This window comes from Trinickia camelliae (assembly GCF_053525655.1).
This window is the reverse complement of the sequence record NZ_JBCHAA010000014.1, coordinates 210,389-224,851: the sequence shown is the minus strand read 5'-3', so window position 1 is coordinate 224,851 and position 14,463 is coordinate 210,389. Positions and strand designations below refer to the sequence as shown.

Below are 14,463 nucleotides of genomic sequence, written 5' to 3'. Positions count from 1 at the left end.
ACGCCGCGATTTTGCGGCAGGTTCAGGTCGAATATTATCAGAGTTCGAATATTATGTTCGAGCTCTGATATGCGCTACGGATCGCTCGATATGGATAGCGATGCCGAGACCGTGCGAAGCATAAAAAAGCGGCGATGTCGCGGACAAGCCGCCACATCGCCGCCAGGACACTCAGCTGATACGTCGAATCACGACCGCTGCGCGACCTCCTCCTTCAACGCCGCTTCGAGAACCCGCGCCGCGTGAATGGCCTCCCGCTTCGCCCCGTCGTGAATCTGATGTCGGCAACTCGTTCCGTCGGCGACGATCAGCACGTCAGCATCGGCCTTGCGCACCGCCGGCAACAGCGACAGCTCGCCCATCGCCATCGAAGTTGCGTAGTGCTCGGCCTCGTAGCCGAAGCTGCCCGCCATGCCGCAACACGACGACTCGACCGTCGAGACATCGAGTCCCGGAATCCACTTGAGCACGGTCTGCACGGGACTGAATGCATCGAACGCTTTTTGATGGCAGTGACCGTGCACGAGAGCCCGATGGGTGTCGAGCGCCTTCAGATTGAGTTCTAGCCGCCCCGCCTTTTGCTCGCGAACCAGAAACTCCTCGAAAAGAAAGGCATGGTCAGCAAGACGCCTGGCTTCGCCGCCATATCCATAGCCGAGAAACTCGTCGCGCAGCGACAGCAGGCAAGACGGCTCCAGGCCAACGACCGGCACACCTCGTTCGATGAAAGGCTTGAGCGTATCCAGCGCGCGGCGTGCTTCGGCCTTCGCTTCATCGACGAGTCCCGCCGCGAGGAACGTGCGTCCGCAGCAAAGCGGCTTGCCGTCGCCGCTTGCGCTCAAGTGCACCGTATAGCCGGCGGCTTCGAGCACCCGTTGCGCGGCCCGCGCATTCTCGGGCTCCATGTAGTTGTTGAACGTATCGACGAAAAGCAGCACGTCCTTGCCGTCTTCGCGTAACGGCCGTGACGCTTGCGCGTTCGCTTTGGCGTTCTTTAAGAACGGCTTTGCAAAACGCGGCAACGAGCGTTGCGGTGCGAACCCGAGCGCGCGTTTCACCAGCGTCGACACACCCGGCACGGATTCAGCCAACCCGATCGCCGCACCGAAACGGCTCGCGAGCGGCGCATAGCGCGGCATGAACGCCACCATCTTCTCGCGCAGCCGCATGCCGTGCTTGCGCGTCCACGCGGCGCGCGCTTCGATCTTGATGCGCGCCATGTCGACGCCGGTCGGACAATCGCGCTTGCAGCCTTTGCACGACACGCACAGATCGAGCACGTCCTTGACCTCGGCGCTTGCGAGCCCGTCCTGCCCAAGCTGACCCGAGATGGCGAGCCGCAGCGTATTCGCACGGCCGCGCGTGACATGCTGCTCGTCCTTCGTCACGCGATAGCTCGGACACATCGTGCCCGCGTCGAACTTGCGGCAATGCCCGTTGTTGTTGCACATCTCGACCGCTTTCGCGAGCCCCGCCGACAGGTCGCCGCCCGTCCCCGGCGGACTTTCCTCGCCTGTCAGAGGATCGCGCTCCACGTTCCATGCGGACCAGTCGAGCGCCGGCTTGAGCGGCGCTTCGCGATAGCCCGGCGCGAAACGAAAATTCGCGGCATCGTCCATCTTCGGCGGGTTCACGATCTTGTCCGGGTTGAAGCGATTCTCCGGATCGAAGAGCCGCTTGATCTCGCGAAACGCCTCGTTGATGCGCGGACCGTATTGCCACGCCACCCATTCGCCGCGACACAATCCGTCGCCGTGCTCGCCCGAATAGGCGCCCTTGTATTCGCGCACGAGCGAGGCCGCCTCTTCGGCAATCGCGCGCATTTTCCGCGCGCCGTCGCGACGCATGTCGAGAATCGGCCGCACGTGCAGCGTCCCCACACTTGCGTGCGCATACCAGGTGCCTTCCGTGCCGTGCTTGTGGAAGACCTCGGTCAAGCGGCTCGTGTACTCGGCCAGATGCTCGAGCGGCACTGCGCAATCTTCGATGAACGACACCGGCTTGCCGTCACCGCGCATGCTCATCATGATGTTCAGGCCCGCCTTGCGCACTTCCCACAGCGCCTTTTGCGCGCCGGCATTCGGTATTTTGACTACCGAATTTTGTATACCAAGGTCACCCATCAACTCGGCGAGCCTGTCGAGCTGCGCAAGCAGCGTATCGCGGTCCTCGCCGGCGAATTCCACGAGCAGGATGGCTTGCGGATCGCCGGTCAGCGCGCTTTCGATCACGGGACGAAACGCCGGATTGCCGATCGCGAGATCGATCATCGTGCGATCGACCAGTTCGACCGCCGTCGGCCCGAGCTTGACGATGTGCTGCGTCAAGTTCATCGCCTGGTAGAACGTCGGAAAGTTCACGACACCAAGCACTTTGTGCGCGGGCAGCGGCGCGAGCTTCAGCTTCAACTGGCGACTGTAGGCCAGCGTGCCCTCCGAGCCGACGAGCAGGTGCGCGAGATTCGCCGAGCCGTCATCGGTATAGGCCCTTGGATTTTGGCAGTCGAACAGATCGATGTTGTATCCGGCGACTCGCCGCAGCACCTTCGGCATCCTCTCGGCGATTTCCTGCCGGTGGCTCGTCGCAATGCGCATGAGCGCGGCGACGATCTCTTGCATGCGCGGCGCGCCGCTCGCCTCGGCCATCGGACCGAACCGGTGCTGCGAGCCGTCCGCGAGCACCGCATCGATCGAGAGCACGTTGTGCACCATGTTGCCGTACTCGATCGAGCGCGAGCCGCACGAGTTGTTGCCCGCCATGCCGCCGATCGTGCATTGCGCGCCCGTCGAAACATCGACCGGAAACCACAGCCCGTGAGGCTTGAGCCATGCGTTCAGGTGATCGAGCACGAGCCCCGGCTCGACTGTCACCGTGCGCGCGGCCGCATCGAAATCGACGACCGCGTTGAGCCATTTGCTGTTGTCGATGACGAGCGCCTCGGCGACCGTCTGCCCGCATTGGCTCGTACCGGCCCCGCGCGCGAGAACCGGTACTTTCAGGTCTCGCGCGATTTCCAGCGCGACGAGCGCATCGGCCTGGTCGCGCGGCACGGCGACGCCGATCGGCATGATTTGATAGATCGAGGCATCGGTGGCATACCGTCCGCGGCTCGCGGCATCGAAGTAGACGTCGCCGCGCAGTTCGTTCGCGAGTTTGGCGGCGAGCGTTCCGCCATGCCGCGCGGCGGACGGAACCAGTTTGATCGGTTGAGCCACAAGAGAAGCAACATGCTGTTTCATGACACTCCTACTAGCGCTGAAGGTTCAGGAGTTGCGCGTTAGCCCGCTACGCGTGAAGCTCACCAACCGGCCCCGCCGGCTCGACGGCAAACTTGCTCTCCGGCTGCATCCGCAACGCGAGCACGACGCCAATGCCCATCAGCAGCGCGCTGCCTACGAACGGCAGCTCCCAACTGCCAAACTTGTCGATCAGGAATCCGGACAATACCGGCGACAGAATCGCTGCAAGCGCCGAGCCCGTATTCATCATCCCGCTGGCAGTGCCCGAATGTTCGGGCGCGATGTCCATCGGAATCGCCCACATCGGCCCGATCGTCATCTCCGAGAAGAAGAATCCCGCCGACAGCGAAGCGAGCGATACATACAGGTCGTGCGACAGAAAGAGCGGAATCAACGACAGCAGCGTCAGCATCATGCAGATCGCGACCATCCAGCTGCGTGCGCGCTTCAGGCTGCCGGTGCGCGTGAGGATCTTGTCGGTGACGATGCCGCCGAGCGTGTCGCCGAGTACGCCGGCGAAGAACACGCTCGAGGCGAACAGCGCCGACTTTTGCAGATTCAGGTGGTAGCTGTGCAGGAAGTACTGCGGAATCCAGCTCAAGAAAAGCCACAGCGTCCAGCCATAGCAGAAATAGACGATGGTGACGGGCGCCATGCGCTTGAAGAGCTTGGCCCAAGGCACGGCCGCCGCCTTCGGTTTCGGGGCGGGCAGCACGGCAAGTTCCTGCCGCGTGATGCGCGGATGATCCTTCGGGTATTCGGTGAACGTCATCGCCCAGACGACCACCCAAATGAAGCTCAGCGCCGCGCAGGCATAGAACGATTCGCGCCATCCATACGTCGCCATCACGAAGACAACTGCCGCGGGCGCCGCCGCATTGCCCACGCGCGACGCCGCATGTGTAATGCCTTGCGCAAAGCCGCGCTTTTCCTTCGCGACCCAGCGCGACATCGCCGCAGTCGCCGCCGGGAACGTCGCGCCCTCGCCGAAACCGAGGAGCACGCGCGCGGCCAAGAGCGAGACGAGGCCGCCCGCGAAGCCGGTCAGCACCGTCGCGGATGCCCACAGCGCACCGCAGAAGATCAGCGTCTTGCGCGCGCCGAAGCGGTCGCTGACCCAGCCGCCGATGATCTGGAACACTAGATACGGATACGCAAACGCGGAGAAGACGAGCCCGATCTCCGTCTTCGAGAGACTGAACTCCTTGCCGAACCCGGCCGCCGCAGTGCTGACGTTCACGCGATCCAGATACGTAATGAAATACATCACACACAACATCAACAACACGATACTGCTCGCACGAATGCGTTTCATCGTTTGTCTCCGGTGTCGATGGGAGTTGGCGCTTTAGCGCCTACTCCCATCCCATGCTGTGGTTGTCTGGAGTTAGCGCTTCAGCGCTTACTCCAGGCCCGACAGCGAGTCGGTGGGCCTTGGCGCTTTAGCGCCTACTCCCACCCCATGCTGTGGTTGCTTGGAGTTAGCGCTTTAGCGCTTACTCCAAGCCCACAGTGAGTCGATGGGAGTTGGCGCTTTAGCGCCACTCCAGGCCCACAGTGAGTCGGCCTGAGTCAGCGATTTAGCGTGTCGGCCGGAGCGTCCGGGGCAACCGAACGCCCCGGCTCTCGCATGGCTTAAGCAGCCGCTTTCAGATTCGGCTTCGCAGCGTTCGATCCGAGGTAATCCATCGCCGCGACCACGCCGCTTGCGGCCAACGGCACCCCAGCAATCTTCAAGCCCATCTCGCAGCCGGACAGCGTCGCCATCAACGTAAGGTCGTTACAGTCGCCGAGATGGCCGATGCGGAACATGCGCCCCTTCAGCTTGCCGAGACCCGTGCCGAGCGACATGTCGAATCGTTCGTAGATCGTCTTGCGCACCGCGTCCGCATCGATGCCCTCGGGCGTCATCACGCCGGTCAGCACCGGGCTGTAAACCGCGGGATCCACGCACTGAATCTCGAGCCCCCACGCGCGCACCGCGCGGCGGCACGCTTCGGCGAGGCGCTGATGACGCGCGAACACGTTGTCGAGCCCTTCGCCAAGAATCATCTCGATCGATTCCGCGAGCCCATACAGCAGATTCGTGTTCGGCGTGTACGGCCAATAGCCGGTCTTGTTCATCTCGACGATCTCGCTCCAATCCCAGAAGCTGCGCGGCAGCTTCGCTGTCTTGCTCGCTTCGATCGCCTTCGGCGAGAGCGCGTTGAAGCTGATGCCGGGCGGCAGCATCAGGCCCTTCTGCGAGCCGGAGACCGTCACGTCCACGCCCCACTCGTCATGCCGGTAATCGGCCGACGCGAGACCCGAGATCGTGTCGACCAACAGCAGCGCCGGGTGTCCCGCCGCATCGATCGCTTGCCGCACCGCCGCGATGTTCGACGTGACGCCAGTCGACGTCTCGTTGTGCACGACGCACACCGCCTTGATCGTGTGCGCGGCGTCCGCTCGTAGTCGCGCTTCGATCCGCGCGGCGTCGACGCCACGCCGCCATCCCTCGATGCCCGGCAAGCCGAGGAACTCGGGCTTGAGATCGAGCTTCTCCGCCATCTTTTTCCAGAGCGTCGCGAAGTGCCCGGTCTCGTACATGAGAACGGTGTCGCCCGGGCTCAGCGTGTTCGAGAGCGCCGCTTCCCAAGCACCCGTGCCCGATGCCGGATAGATCACCACAGGGTGTTGCGTCTTGAAGATCTTCTTGATGCCCGAAAGCACCTGCAGCCCGAGCGCGCCGAACTCGGGACCGCGATGGTCGATGGTCGGGTAGCTCATCGCCCGCAGGATGCGGTCGGGCACCGGGCTCGGACCCGGAATTTGCAAAAAATGACGGCCAGCTGGATGGAAATCGAGTGTCAGCACCTTCTTCTCCTCACATGAAGCACGATTGAATTTTGCATGCAAAATACTTTATCAGCGACATCAAGGCGAGGAAAGGAAAATTTGAGATATCGGCTCAGGGTAATCCCGACGCGGGTTTCCGCGCGGGAAATGGGGCCTGCTGTAAAATGTAGGGAATATTAGATAAAGGATTTTGCATGCAATCGCCCAACTCCGAAGCCGCTCCACCGCTCGGACTCCTTCCGAAAGTCGAGCGGCAGCGCCTGCACGACACCGTGGTCGATCATCTGCGCGAATTCATCGTCGAAGGCGTGCTCACCCCGGGTACGAAGCTCAACGAACGAGAGTTGTGCGAGCGGCTCGGCATTTCACGCACGCCACTGCGGGAAGCACTCAAGGTGCTAGCGGCTGAAGGATTGATCGAGATCTCGCAGAACCGCGGCGCGACGGTGTCGAAGATGACCGACGCCGAGATCTGGGAGACGTTCGAGGTGATGAGCGGCTTGGAGGCGTTCTCAGGCGAACTGGCGGCCCAGCGCATTACGCCGGCCGAACTGGCGGAGATCAAGGCGCTGCACTACGCGATGCTCGCGTGCCGTGCACAAAACGACTTGCCGGGGTACTACAGCCGCAATCAGGAGATTCACAACCGGATCAACGAAGCGGCGCGCAACACGGTACTGCGTCAGACCTACATGTCGATCAACCGTCGGCTGCAAGCGCTGCGCTTTCGTTCGAATTTTCATGCGCAGAAGTGGGACAGTGCGGTGCACGACCACGAGGAAATGCTGAAGGCGCTCGAAACGCGCGACGGCAAGCGGCTCGCCGAAATTCTGCGGCAGCACTTGCTCGATAAGCGGGATGCGGTGTTGCAGGTGGGATCGGAGTCGTGAATCCGCCCGCGCGGCCTTCGCGCGAGCAGCGTCGCATCGACACCCGCGGCAACGACCCGCTTAACCGAAGTAACGGTTGATGGTGCCAAGCGACCAGTAATATATAGAAATCCCTAACAGCCTCTTGACGAGCTATCACCGCATTTAACCGGGAGACAACCCATGCATTTCCTGCTGATGTACGAGGTCTCAGCTGACTATCTGGAACGTCGCGGCCAATATCGTGCGGAACACCTCGAGCTCGCATGGCAGGCCGTGGAACGCGGCGAGCTGCTGCTCGCCGGGGCGCTGGCCGATCCGGTAGACGGTGCGGTATTGCTGTTCGAGGGGGAATCGGCTGAGGTCGCCGAAGCGTTCGTGACTCGCGATCCGTACGTCCGTAACGGGCTGGTCACGAGCTGGAAAGTGCGGCAGTGGACGACCGTTGTCGGCGAGGACGCGACAACGCCGGTGCGTTAGGCGCCCTGGGTGCCCTTGGTGCGTTAGCGGATCAAAGCCACCCGGCCTTCCTGAAACGCCACCAAAGCAGCACATCGACGCCCAGCATCACCGCCAGGCACGTGTGATAGCCGTACTTCCAGCTCAGCTCGGGGATGCTCTGAAAGTTCATCCCGTAGATGCCGGCGATCATCGTCGGCACCGCGAACAGTGCGGCGAATGAACCGAGGCGCTTCGTGACCTCGCCCTCGGCGAGCGAGATCATGCCGAGGTTGACCTGGATCGCGGTGACGACCATCTCGCGCCGTCCATCGATCGTTTTGACGATGCGCTGCAAATGGTCGTACACGTCGCGAAAGTAATGCTGCATGCCCTCGCACAAGCGCGGAATGCGCCCGCCGACCAGCTTCGAAAGCGGCTCGAGGAGCGGCGCCACGTGGTTGTGCAAAATCACTAGACGGCGCTTCAGCAGGTACAGATCTTCGATCAGCGCGCGCGATTCGCGCAGGCTCAGCTTGCCGAAGATACGGTCTTCAATGGCTTCGAGTTCTGCGCCGAGCGTTTCCAGGATCGGGAAGTAGCGGTCGACCACGGCATCCGTCAGCGCATACAGCACGAATGCCGAGCCCTCCTTCAACAGATGCGGCTCACGCTCGCAACGCGCGCGCACGTCGACGAACCCTTCCTTGCAGCCGTTGCGCACCGACAGCACATAGTTTTCGCCGACGAACACGTTGATCTCGCCGACCGTCAATTCGTCGTCTTCCAAATCAAGCGTATGCAGCACGGCGAACAATGAATCGCCATATTCGTCGACTTTCGGACGCTGGTGCCCGTGGCGCGCATCCTCGATCGCGAGTTCGTGCAAACCGAACTGACGCTGCATTTGCGTGAGCTCTTCGGGCTCCGGATCTTTCAGCGCGACCCAGACGAAGCATTCCGGGCGCGATACGTAGCTGCCGATATCGGCGATATCGATGTCTGCGAGTTTTTGGCCGTCCTGGTAAGCGGCGCAGTTGATCAGCATGCTTTGTTACCTTCAATCCAAAATAGTCACGGCGCGCGCGGTGCGAGGCGCCGGATCAGTGCTGTGTGGCTCGGGTGCGCGGCGGCCAGCGCTTCGGCATCGGCGAGCTCGAACTCGCTGAACTCGAATCCCGGCGCCACCGTGCACCCGACCAGCGCGAAACCGGTCGCCTTCGCCTCATCGCCGAGAGCGGGACATTCCGCGGCAAACCAACAGCCAGCCGGCACGACGGCCTGAAAAACCGCGTCGTCGCGAAGCAGCGCGTTGCCCAGGCGGTGCGTGACGAGTTGCCCGGCGGCATCGAGCACGTGCACATCGAGCGGGTCACCCGCGTAGAAATGCCAGACCTCATCCGAGCGGATGCGGTGCCAAGCCGAATACGCGCCGTCGCAGAGCATGTAGTAGATGCAGGTCGATGCCGAGCGCGAAGCCTCGCTCGTCACGATGCGCTGAGCGTCGTCCGTGCTCAGGATTCTCGCGACGCGTGCGGGATCGCGATGCGTCTCGCGGTAATGGCCGCCTTCGGGATGCGGGATCAGTTCGAAACGCTCGATGAGCTGTTGTTTTGCGTAACCGGCTGAGTTCATCGGATGACCCTCCTTGTAGATAGGCGTTCGCACGGCGAGCGGCCGCATGTTAACGCAAAGGCGCCGCGAGCCGCGTTCAGACGCACGCCGGCGCGTCAGAATGCCCGATCACGCTCGCGCCTATATTCGCCGCGGATCACCGCGGAGCCGGCTCGCTAATGCGGCACACGCCGCAAGCCGATGCGATGGTCCTTGTCGAACGCCACGCTCGCGACGTTCGTATAACGAGCATCGACGGTAAAGCGAATCTCGATCACCGGATCGAACTGGGTCGACACCGCGAGCCGGTGCGCGCCCGGGCTCAGATAAAACACGACATGCTCGCCGTTCTGCAGATTGGTGACTTGCGCCCCGTCGACATAAACGAGCGCGTCGCGAAACCGCACGATCACGTTATCGGTGCGCTCGCGGCGCACGTCGACGGCGACTTTGTCGGCGGCCGGCTGGGTGAGATCCGGTTTGAGGATGCGTTCGGCCGGCACCGGCTTGAATGCGACGGGCGCCGCCGGCGTCGCCTCGCAACCTGATAGGAGCGTCGAGGCTGCGACCGAAGTAGCGAAGATAACCGCCGCGATCGCACCCGCAGCGCCCGGACGCAACGCCGCCCTCGCCTGCTTTGCCGTTTGCCTGCGCATGCCGCCCCCGTCGTTCGCATCGAATGCGAGAGAGTGTAGCGGCTCGACACGCGCGCGTGCGTCCGTCTTCGAGCACAGACCGCCTAGACCTTTCCCTATTGCGCGGCCAGGCGATCTTGATCATGATCGAAAACGACCCCATCAAGGAGAGCGCCATGTGGTATTTCGCCTGGATACTCGGCATCGGCGTCGCACTCGGCTTCGGCATCATCAACGTGATGTGGCTCGATGCGAACGACACCTTCGTACACGATGCCGCCGCAGGCGCCGATGTTCAGGCAAGCGACTCCAAGGACAAGCATTCGTGACCTATCTGGTTTTCCTTTGCGGCCACGCGGGCACGGGCAAGACGACGATCGCCAAACGCCTGATCGGGCCGCTGATGCGCGCGACGGGCAGCGCGTTCTGCCTGCTCGACAAAGACACGCTCTACGGCCACTACAGCGCCGCCGCGATGCAGGCGCTGACGGGCGACGCGAACGACCGCGACAGCCCGCTCTTTCTCCAGCATCTGCGCGACCCCGAGTACCGGGGTCTCATCGACACCGCGCGCGAAAATCTCGAACTCGGCATCAGCACGGTCGTGATCGGGCCGCTGTCACGCGAGATTCGCGACCGCCGGCTCTTCGACCGTCAATGGCTCGGCGTCGCGGACGACGTCGTGATCCGCATCGTCTGGGTGCTCACCTCGGAAGAGACCGCGCATGCGCGCATCGTCGCGCGCGCCAATCCGAACGATGCGTACAAGCTCGCGCATTGGGACGAGTACCGGCAGCGCCGCTTCGTGCCAAGCGGCACGGCGCGCGACGGGCTCATCATGTTCGACAACACCGCGCCGAGCACGGCCGATTTCGATGCGCTGTTGCGGGAGATCGTGCAGTAAACGGCAACGGCCACGTACTCGATAACGAATACGTGGCCGACTTCTTCTTTTCGTGGCGCGCGCGGCTCCTGCCTTTCAGCCGAACCCGGCGCGCGCCCTTCTCTCAGATAGCACCAGCACACAGCCTCTTAAGCTGCTCTTCCCAAGCGCTCCTCCTCAAGCCGCTTCCGCCGCCTCGAACTTCGCGGCTTCATGGAGCGTGCTCGCGCCGTCGTACAGCTTGCCGAAGCGATTGCCGAGGAAGTCGGCGAGCGACACTTGCTCCTGACGCACGAAACCGCTTTGCGGCAGCTTCTTTTCGCGGAACAGGTCGAGCACCGCGCACATCGCGCCCGCCGTGGTGATCTGAATCGCGCTCATCGGCACGCCGTACACGGTCTTCGCGAAGATCTTGCGCGTGAACACGTCCTGCACGAGCTGGCCGTCGCGCATGCCCGTCACGGTGACGAAGATCAGCACGACGTCCTGCGCAGTCGACGGCACCGAGCGGCGCATGATCGACTTGAGCGTGTCGCGGTCGCTGGCGAGACGCAGCTCCTCGAGCAGGAACTGGATCAGCGCGCGGTGGCCCGGATAGCGGACCGACTTGTAGTCGAGCGATTCGACGCGGCCCGACAGCGTCTCGCACAGCGTGCCGAGACCGCCCGACGTATTGAACGCTTCGTACTCGATGCCGTCGAGCGAGAAGTGCTCGAGCCCTTCGAGCGGCTGCACCCATTGCGTGCGGCCGTCGCGGATCGCCTCGCACGGCTGGCAGTATTCGTTGATGAGGCCGTCGACGCTCCAGGTCAGGTTGTACTTGAGCGCGTTGGTCGGAAACTCGGGCAGCGCGCCGACGCGCATCTTCACTTCGCGGATCTCCGAGAAGCGGTTCGCCAGTTCATGCGCGGCGATGCCGATGAAGCCCGGCGCGAGGCCGCACTGCGGCATGAATGCGTGCGTTGCGCCGTCGGCCAGGCTGCGGATCGCGTTGGTCGCACGCACGTCTTCGGTGAGGTCGAAATAGTGCACGCCTGCGGACTTCGCTGCGGCTGCCACGTTGACGGCAAGGTAGTACGGCAGCGCGTTGACGAGCGCGTCGAAGCCTTGAACCGCGTTCTGCAGCGCGGTTGCATCGGCCGAGTCGACGCGTTCAGTGGGAATGCCTTGGGCGGACAGCTTGGCAAGCGCCTGCGGATCGCGATCGAATGCGACGACTTCGTAGTCGCCCGTCTCCCGAAGCATGTGGGCAATGGTGTGGCCGATCAAACCGGCACCGACGATGGCAACTTTCATGCGCTTCTCCTGATTGTTCTGTGTGTGTCGTGAATGGTTTCCGCCGGCTGCGGCTAAAAGCGGCGGGTGAAAACTCTGCACACAGTGTAGGGATGCGCAAAAACAGTTTATAGACGCAAAATGCTGCGCTCTGACCATGAACTTCGACGGAATGACGATGAAGTTCGTCATTCCGTCGAAAATGCGTAAAAATTGTGCAAACGCGGACGGTGCGGCGAGCTCGCGCCGGGCCGCGATCAACGCCTAGCCGACGTCTATCCGCCGATCATTCCGCGGTCGATCTTGCGCGCGAGAATGATCGACGTCGTCGTGCGCTCGACGCCTTCAAGTCCGCCGATCTGATCGAGCAAGTCGTTCAACCGATCGGGCGAGTCGGCGCGCAGCCAGGCGACGTAGTCGAACTCGCCGCTGACCGCGCACAGCAGTTGCACCTCCGGCATCTTCGAGAGGCGCTTCAACACATCGGGCCCGAACTTCGGCGCGAGGATGATGCCGACGTACGCGTAGATGCTCGCATCGAGCACGTCCTGGCCGAGCCGCACGCTGTAGCCCGCGATCACGTTCGTGCGCTCGAGCCGCTCGATGCGCGCGATCACGGTGGTCCGCGCGACGTCCAACTGGCGCGCGAGATTCGCGACGCTTTCGCGTGCGTTGGCCTGGAGCAAGGCAACGAGGTTGCGGTCGAGTTCGTCGAGCTGGTCGAGGCGCGGAGGTCTCATCGGTGGTTAAGCGGAGCTTGTCGTAGGAAAAGCCGGATTATCGCCCGGCATTACGACGCTGCGGCGCCCGTGCGTGCGCGCCGCGCTTCATACGCCTTCACGTGGTTGTACGCGATGCGCAGCACCGACAGCCCGTCTCGAGCTTGCGAAGCGCCATCGGCACAGGCCAGCAAATCGCCGAGCACGTGATCGCCCTCGGTGCGCTGACCGTTCTCGATATCGCGCATCATCGACGCCGACAACAGCGACCCCGTCCCGAACAGCATCCCCTTCGTGCGCTCGGCAAACGGGGCGCGCATCGGATAGCCGTTCGCCTGCGCGATCGCACTGCATTCGGCGAAGACCGCGGCGATCGCGGCATGGCCATCGGGTGCGTTCAGGATATCGCCGATGGTCGCGCGGAACAGGCAGGTGCTCGCCGCGAGCGTCGCGAGGAAGACCCACTTCTCCCACATCTGCTGAACGATGGTCTCGCTCGCGTCGACGTCGAAGCCGCCCGCGCCGAGTGCCTTCGCGATGGCTTCGACGCGCTCGGAGCGCGTGCCGTCGAGTTCGCCGAAGCCGATCGCGTGCATGTCGGTCATCTGCACGATTGCGCGGTTCGCATCGAGCGTCGCCGAGATCAGGCAGATGCCGCCCAAGACGCTCGACGCGCCGAAGCGTTCGCGCAACACGTCCAGATGGCGCATGCCGTTGAGCAGCGGGAGGATGACTGTCGACGCTCCGACGGCCGGCGCAAACGACTCGATGGCGTTGTCGAGATCGTAGGCTTTGCAGCTGAGCAGCACGAGATCGTAAGGCGCGTCGATGCGATCGGCGAGCACGGTCTGCACATTCGCGAGCGTGGCGTCGCCCTTCGGGCTCTTGATGACGAGCCCGGAGCGCTTCAGCTCCTCGGCACGCTTCTCGCGCACGAGAAACGTCACGTCCTGACCGGCCAACGCCATCCGACCGCCGAAATACCCGCCGGTCGCGCCGGCGCCCACTACGAGAATCCGCATCGTCGTTCCTCTCACTTGCTGGTTTGCGCGAACGGGGTTCGCGCGCCGAAAGATGACCACTGTAATATAAAAGCAGGCACCTCGCCGGGAGGCGCCGGCACCCTTCTACGCTTTCAATTTCCTTCAAGAAAGTCGATTCCGGCCGCACAACTTCGGTGGCGGTCACGTCATTTTCATGCCGGCGAGCCGATCAACCGTGGCGGTCCGCTTTGTTTCAGTTGTAATTCGTTTCGGTTGTAAGCAGTTGTCGCAATCCGGCCGTATTGGGGAGATATCGTGATACAAATATCGCGATCGGCGAAGGACCCGGTGCGAAAGGCTGTGCCAAACGGCAACGCACCGCTTCGCCGGGGTTCCATCCCACACGTCAAGTAGGAGTTTCAATGAAAAAAGCACTGGTTATCCTCGCCTCCACGTTCGCCATGAGCGGCGCTTTCGCGCAAGCTTCGGCACCCACCGCAGCGCCGGTTGCCGCGTCAGGAGCGGCCGCACATGAGGCTCGGACCGAACAACGCATTGCGACGCTGCACTCGGAATTGAAGATCACGCCGGCTCAGGAAACGCAGTGGAAGCAGTTTGCCGATGTGATGCGCCAGAACGGCGAGACGATGGGCAACCTGTACCGTGAGCGCATGGCTGACAAGGACCTGTCGGCGCTCGACGACATGAAGCAGTACACGCAAATCGCACAGGCGCATGCCGACGGCATGACCAAGCTCGTCGCCGCGTTCGAGCCGCTCTACGCCTCGTTCTCGCCGGATCAGAAGAAGCTGGCCGACGAGACGTTCCGTGAGCACGGCAAGGAGCATGGCGGCAAGAAGGGCCACGCTATGAAGCCGGCGAAAGCGGACGACGCCGCACAGTAATAACGTTCTGAAGGCGCTGATGCATTGCAAACGCCCGCCCCTTTCGGCGGGCGTTTTCACATCTC

General features: G+C 62.9%; 14 protein-coding genes. 5 read left to right on the top strand and 9 right to left on the bottom strand.

All coding sequences use genetic code 11. The features are described 5' to 3' along the window. Positions 1 to 188: 188 nt before the first annotated feature. The 3 genes from AAHK20_RS23025 to AAHK20_RS23015 form a co-directional block, all read right to left on the bottom strand. The gene (locus AAHK20_RS23025; RefSeq protein WP_449183806.1) at positions 189 to 3,239 is read right to left on the bottom strand and encodes an FAD-binding and (Fe-S)-binding domain-containing protein; all 3,051 of its coding nucleotides are present in this window, start codon (positions 3,237 to 3,239) and stop codon (positions 189 to 191) included. A 46-nt stretch (positions 3,240 to 3,285) separates the two neighbouring features. Beyond that, a complete protein-coding gene (locus AAHK20_RS23020) occupies positions 3,286 to 4,554 on the bottom strand; it encodes an MFS transporter (protein ID WP_449183805.1) in 1,269 nt (422 codons plus the stop codon). A gap of 320 nt (positions 4,555 to 4,874) precedes the next feature. Next, entirely contained in the window at positions 4,875 to 6,095 is a 1,221-nt protein-coding gene (locus AAHK20_RS23015) for a pyridoxal-phosphate-dependent aminotransferase family protein (protein ID WP_449183804.1), read from the bottom strand. 176 nt (positions 6,096 to 6,271) lie between these two features. On the opposite strand from AAHK20_RS23015, the gene AAHK20_RS23010 reads away from it, so the two are divergent. Then, entirely contained in the window at positions 6,272 to 6,967 is a 696-nt protein-coding gene (locus AAHK20_RS23010) for a GntR family transcriptional regulator (RefSeq protein ID WP_449183803.1), read from the top strand. 162 nt (positions 6,968 to 7,129) lie between these two features. Beyond that, a complete protein-coding gene (locus AAHK20_RS23005) occupies positions 7,130 to 7,426 on the top strand; it encodes a YciI-like protein (protein WP_449183802.1) in 297 nt (98 codons plus the stop codon). A gap of 31 nt (positions 7,427 to 7,457) precedes the next feature. On the opposite strand, the gene corA is transcribed toward AAHK20_RS23005, so the two are convergent. The 3 genes from corA to AAHK20_RS22990 form a co-directional block, all read right to left on the bottom strand. Then, positions 7,458 to 8,432, bottom strand: a complete 975-nt coding sequence (gene corA, locus AAHK20_RS23000) for a magnesium/cobalt transporter CorA (RefSeq protein WP_449183801.1) — start codon at positions 8,430 to 8,432, stop codon at positions 7,458 to 7,460. Positions 8,433 to 8,458: 26 nt separating this feature from the next. Beyond that, entirely contained in the window at positions 8,459 to 9,019 is a 561-nt protein-coding gene (locus AAHK20_RS22995) for a cupin domain-containing protein (protein WP_449183800.1), read from the bottom strand. A 155-nt stretch (positions 9,020 to 9,174) separates the two neighbouring features. After that, positions 9,175 to 9,654, bottom strand: a complete 480-nt coding sequence (locus tag AAHK20_RS22990; RefSeq protein WP_449183799.1) for a hypothetical protein — start codon at positions 9,652 to 9,654, stop codon at positions 9,175 to 9,177. Positions 9,655 to 9,809: 155 nt separating this feature from the next. Between AAHK20_RS22990 and cydX the strand changes: the two genes are divergently transcribed. Further along, entirely contained in the window at positions 9,810 to 9,962 is a 153-nt protein-coding gene (gene cydX / locus AAHK20_RS22985; RefSeq protein ID WP_449183831.1) for a cytochrome bd-I oxidase subunit CydX, read from the top strand. After that, positions 9,959 to 10,537, top strand: coding sequence for a P-loop nucleotide/nucleoside kinase family protein (locus AAHK20_RS22980; RefSeq protein ID WP_449183798.1), 579 nt, complete (start codon positions 9,959 to 9,961; stop codon positions 10,535 to 10,537). The genes cydX and AAHK20_RS22980 overlap by 4 nt, the downstream gene beginning before the upstream one ends. 156 nt (positions 10,538 to 10,693) lie before the next feature. Here AAHK20_RS22980 and AAHK20_RS22975 read toward each other — a convergent pair whose 3' ends face one another. From AAHK20_RS22975 to panE, 3 genes are all read right to left on the bottom strand, one after another. After that, positions 10,694 to 11,812, bottom strand: coding sequence for a saccharopine dehydrogenase family protein (locus tag AAHK20_RS22975; RefSeq protein WP_449183797.1), 1,119 nt, complete (start codon positions 11,810 to 11,812; stop codon positions 10,694 to 10,696). A gap of 254 nt (positions 11,813 to 12,066) precedes the next feature. After that, positions 12,067 to 12,531 carry an Lrp/AsnC family transcriptional regulator gene (locus AAHK20_RS22970; protein ID WP_449183796.1) on the bottom strand — a complete coding sequence of 155 codons (465 nt, stop codon included), beginning with the start codon at positions 12,529 to 12,531 and terminating at the stop codon, positions 12,067 to 12,069. Between the two features lie 50 nt (positions 12,532 to 12,581). Then, positions 12,582 to 13,532 carry a 2-dehydropantoate 2-reductase gene (panE, locus tag AAHK20_RS22965; protein WP_449183795.1) on the bottom strand — a complete coding sequence of 317 codons (951 nt, stop codon included), beginning with the start codon at positions 13,530 to 13,532 and terminating at the stop codon, positions 12,582 to 12,584. 383 nt (positions 13,533 to 13,915) lie between these two features. On the opposite strand from panE, the gene AAHK20_RS22960 reads away from it, so the two are divergent. Further along, entirely contained in the window at positions 13,916 to 14,398 is a 483-nt protein-coding gene (locus tag AAHK20_RS22960) for a Spy/CpxP family protein refolding chaperone (protein WP_449183794.1), read from the top strand. The last annotated feature ends 65 nt before the right edge of the window (positions 14,399 to 14,463 follow it).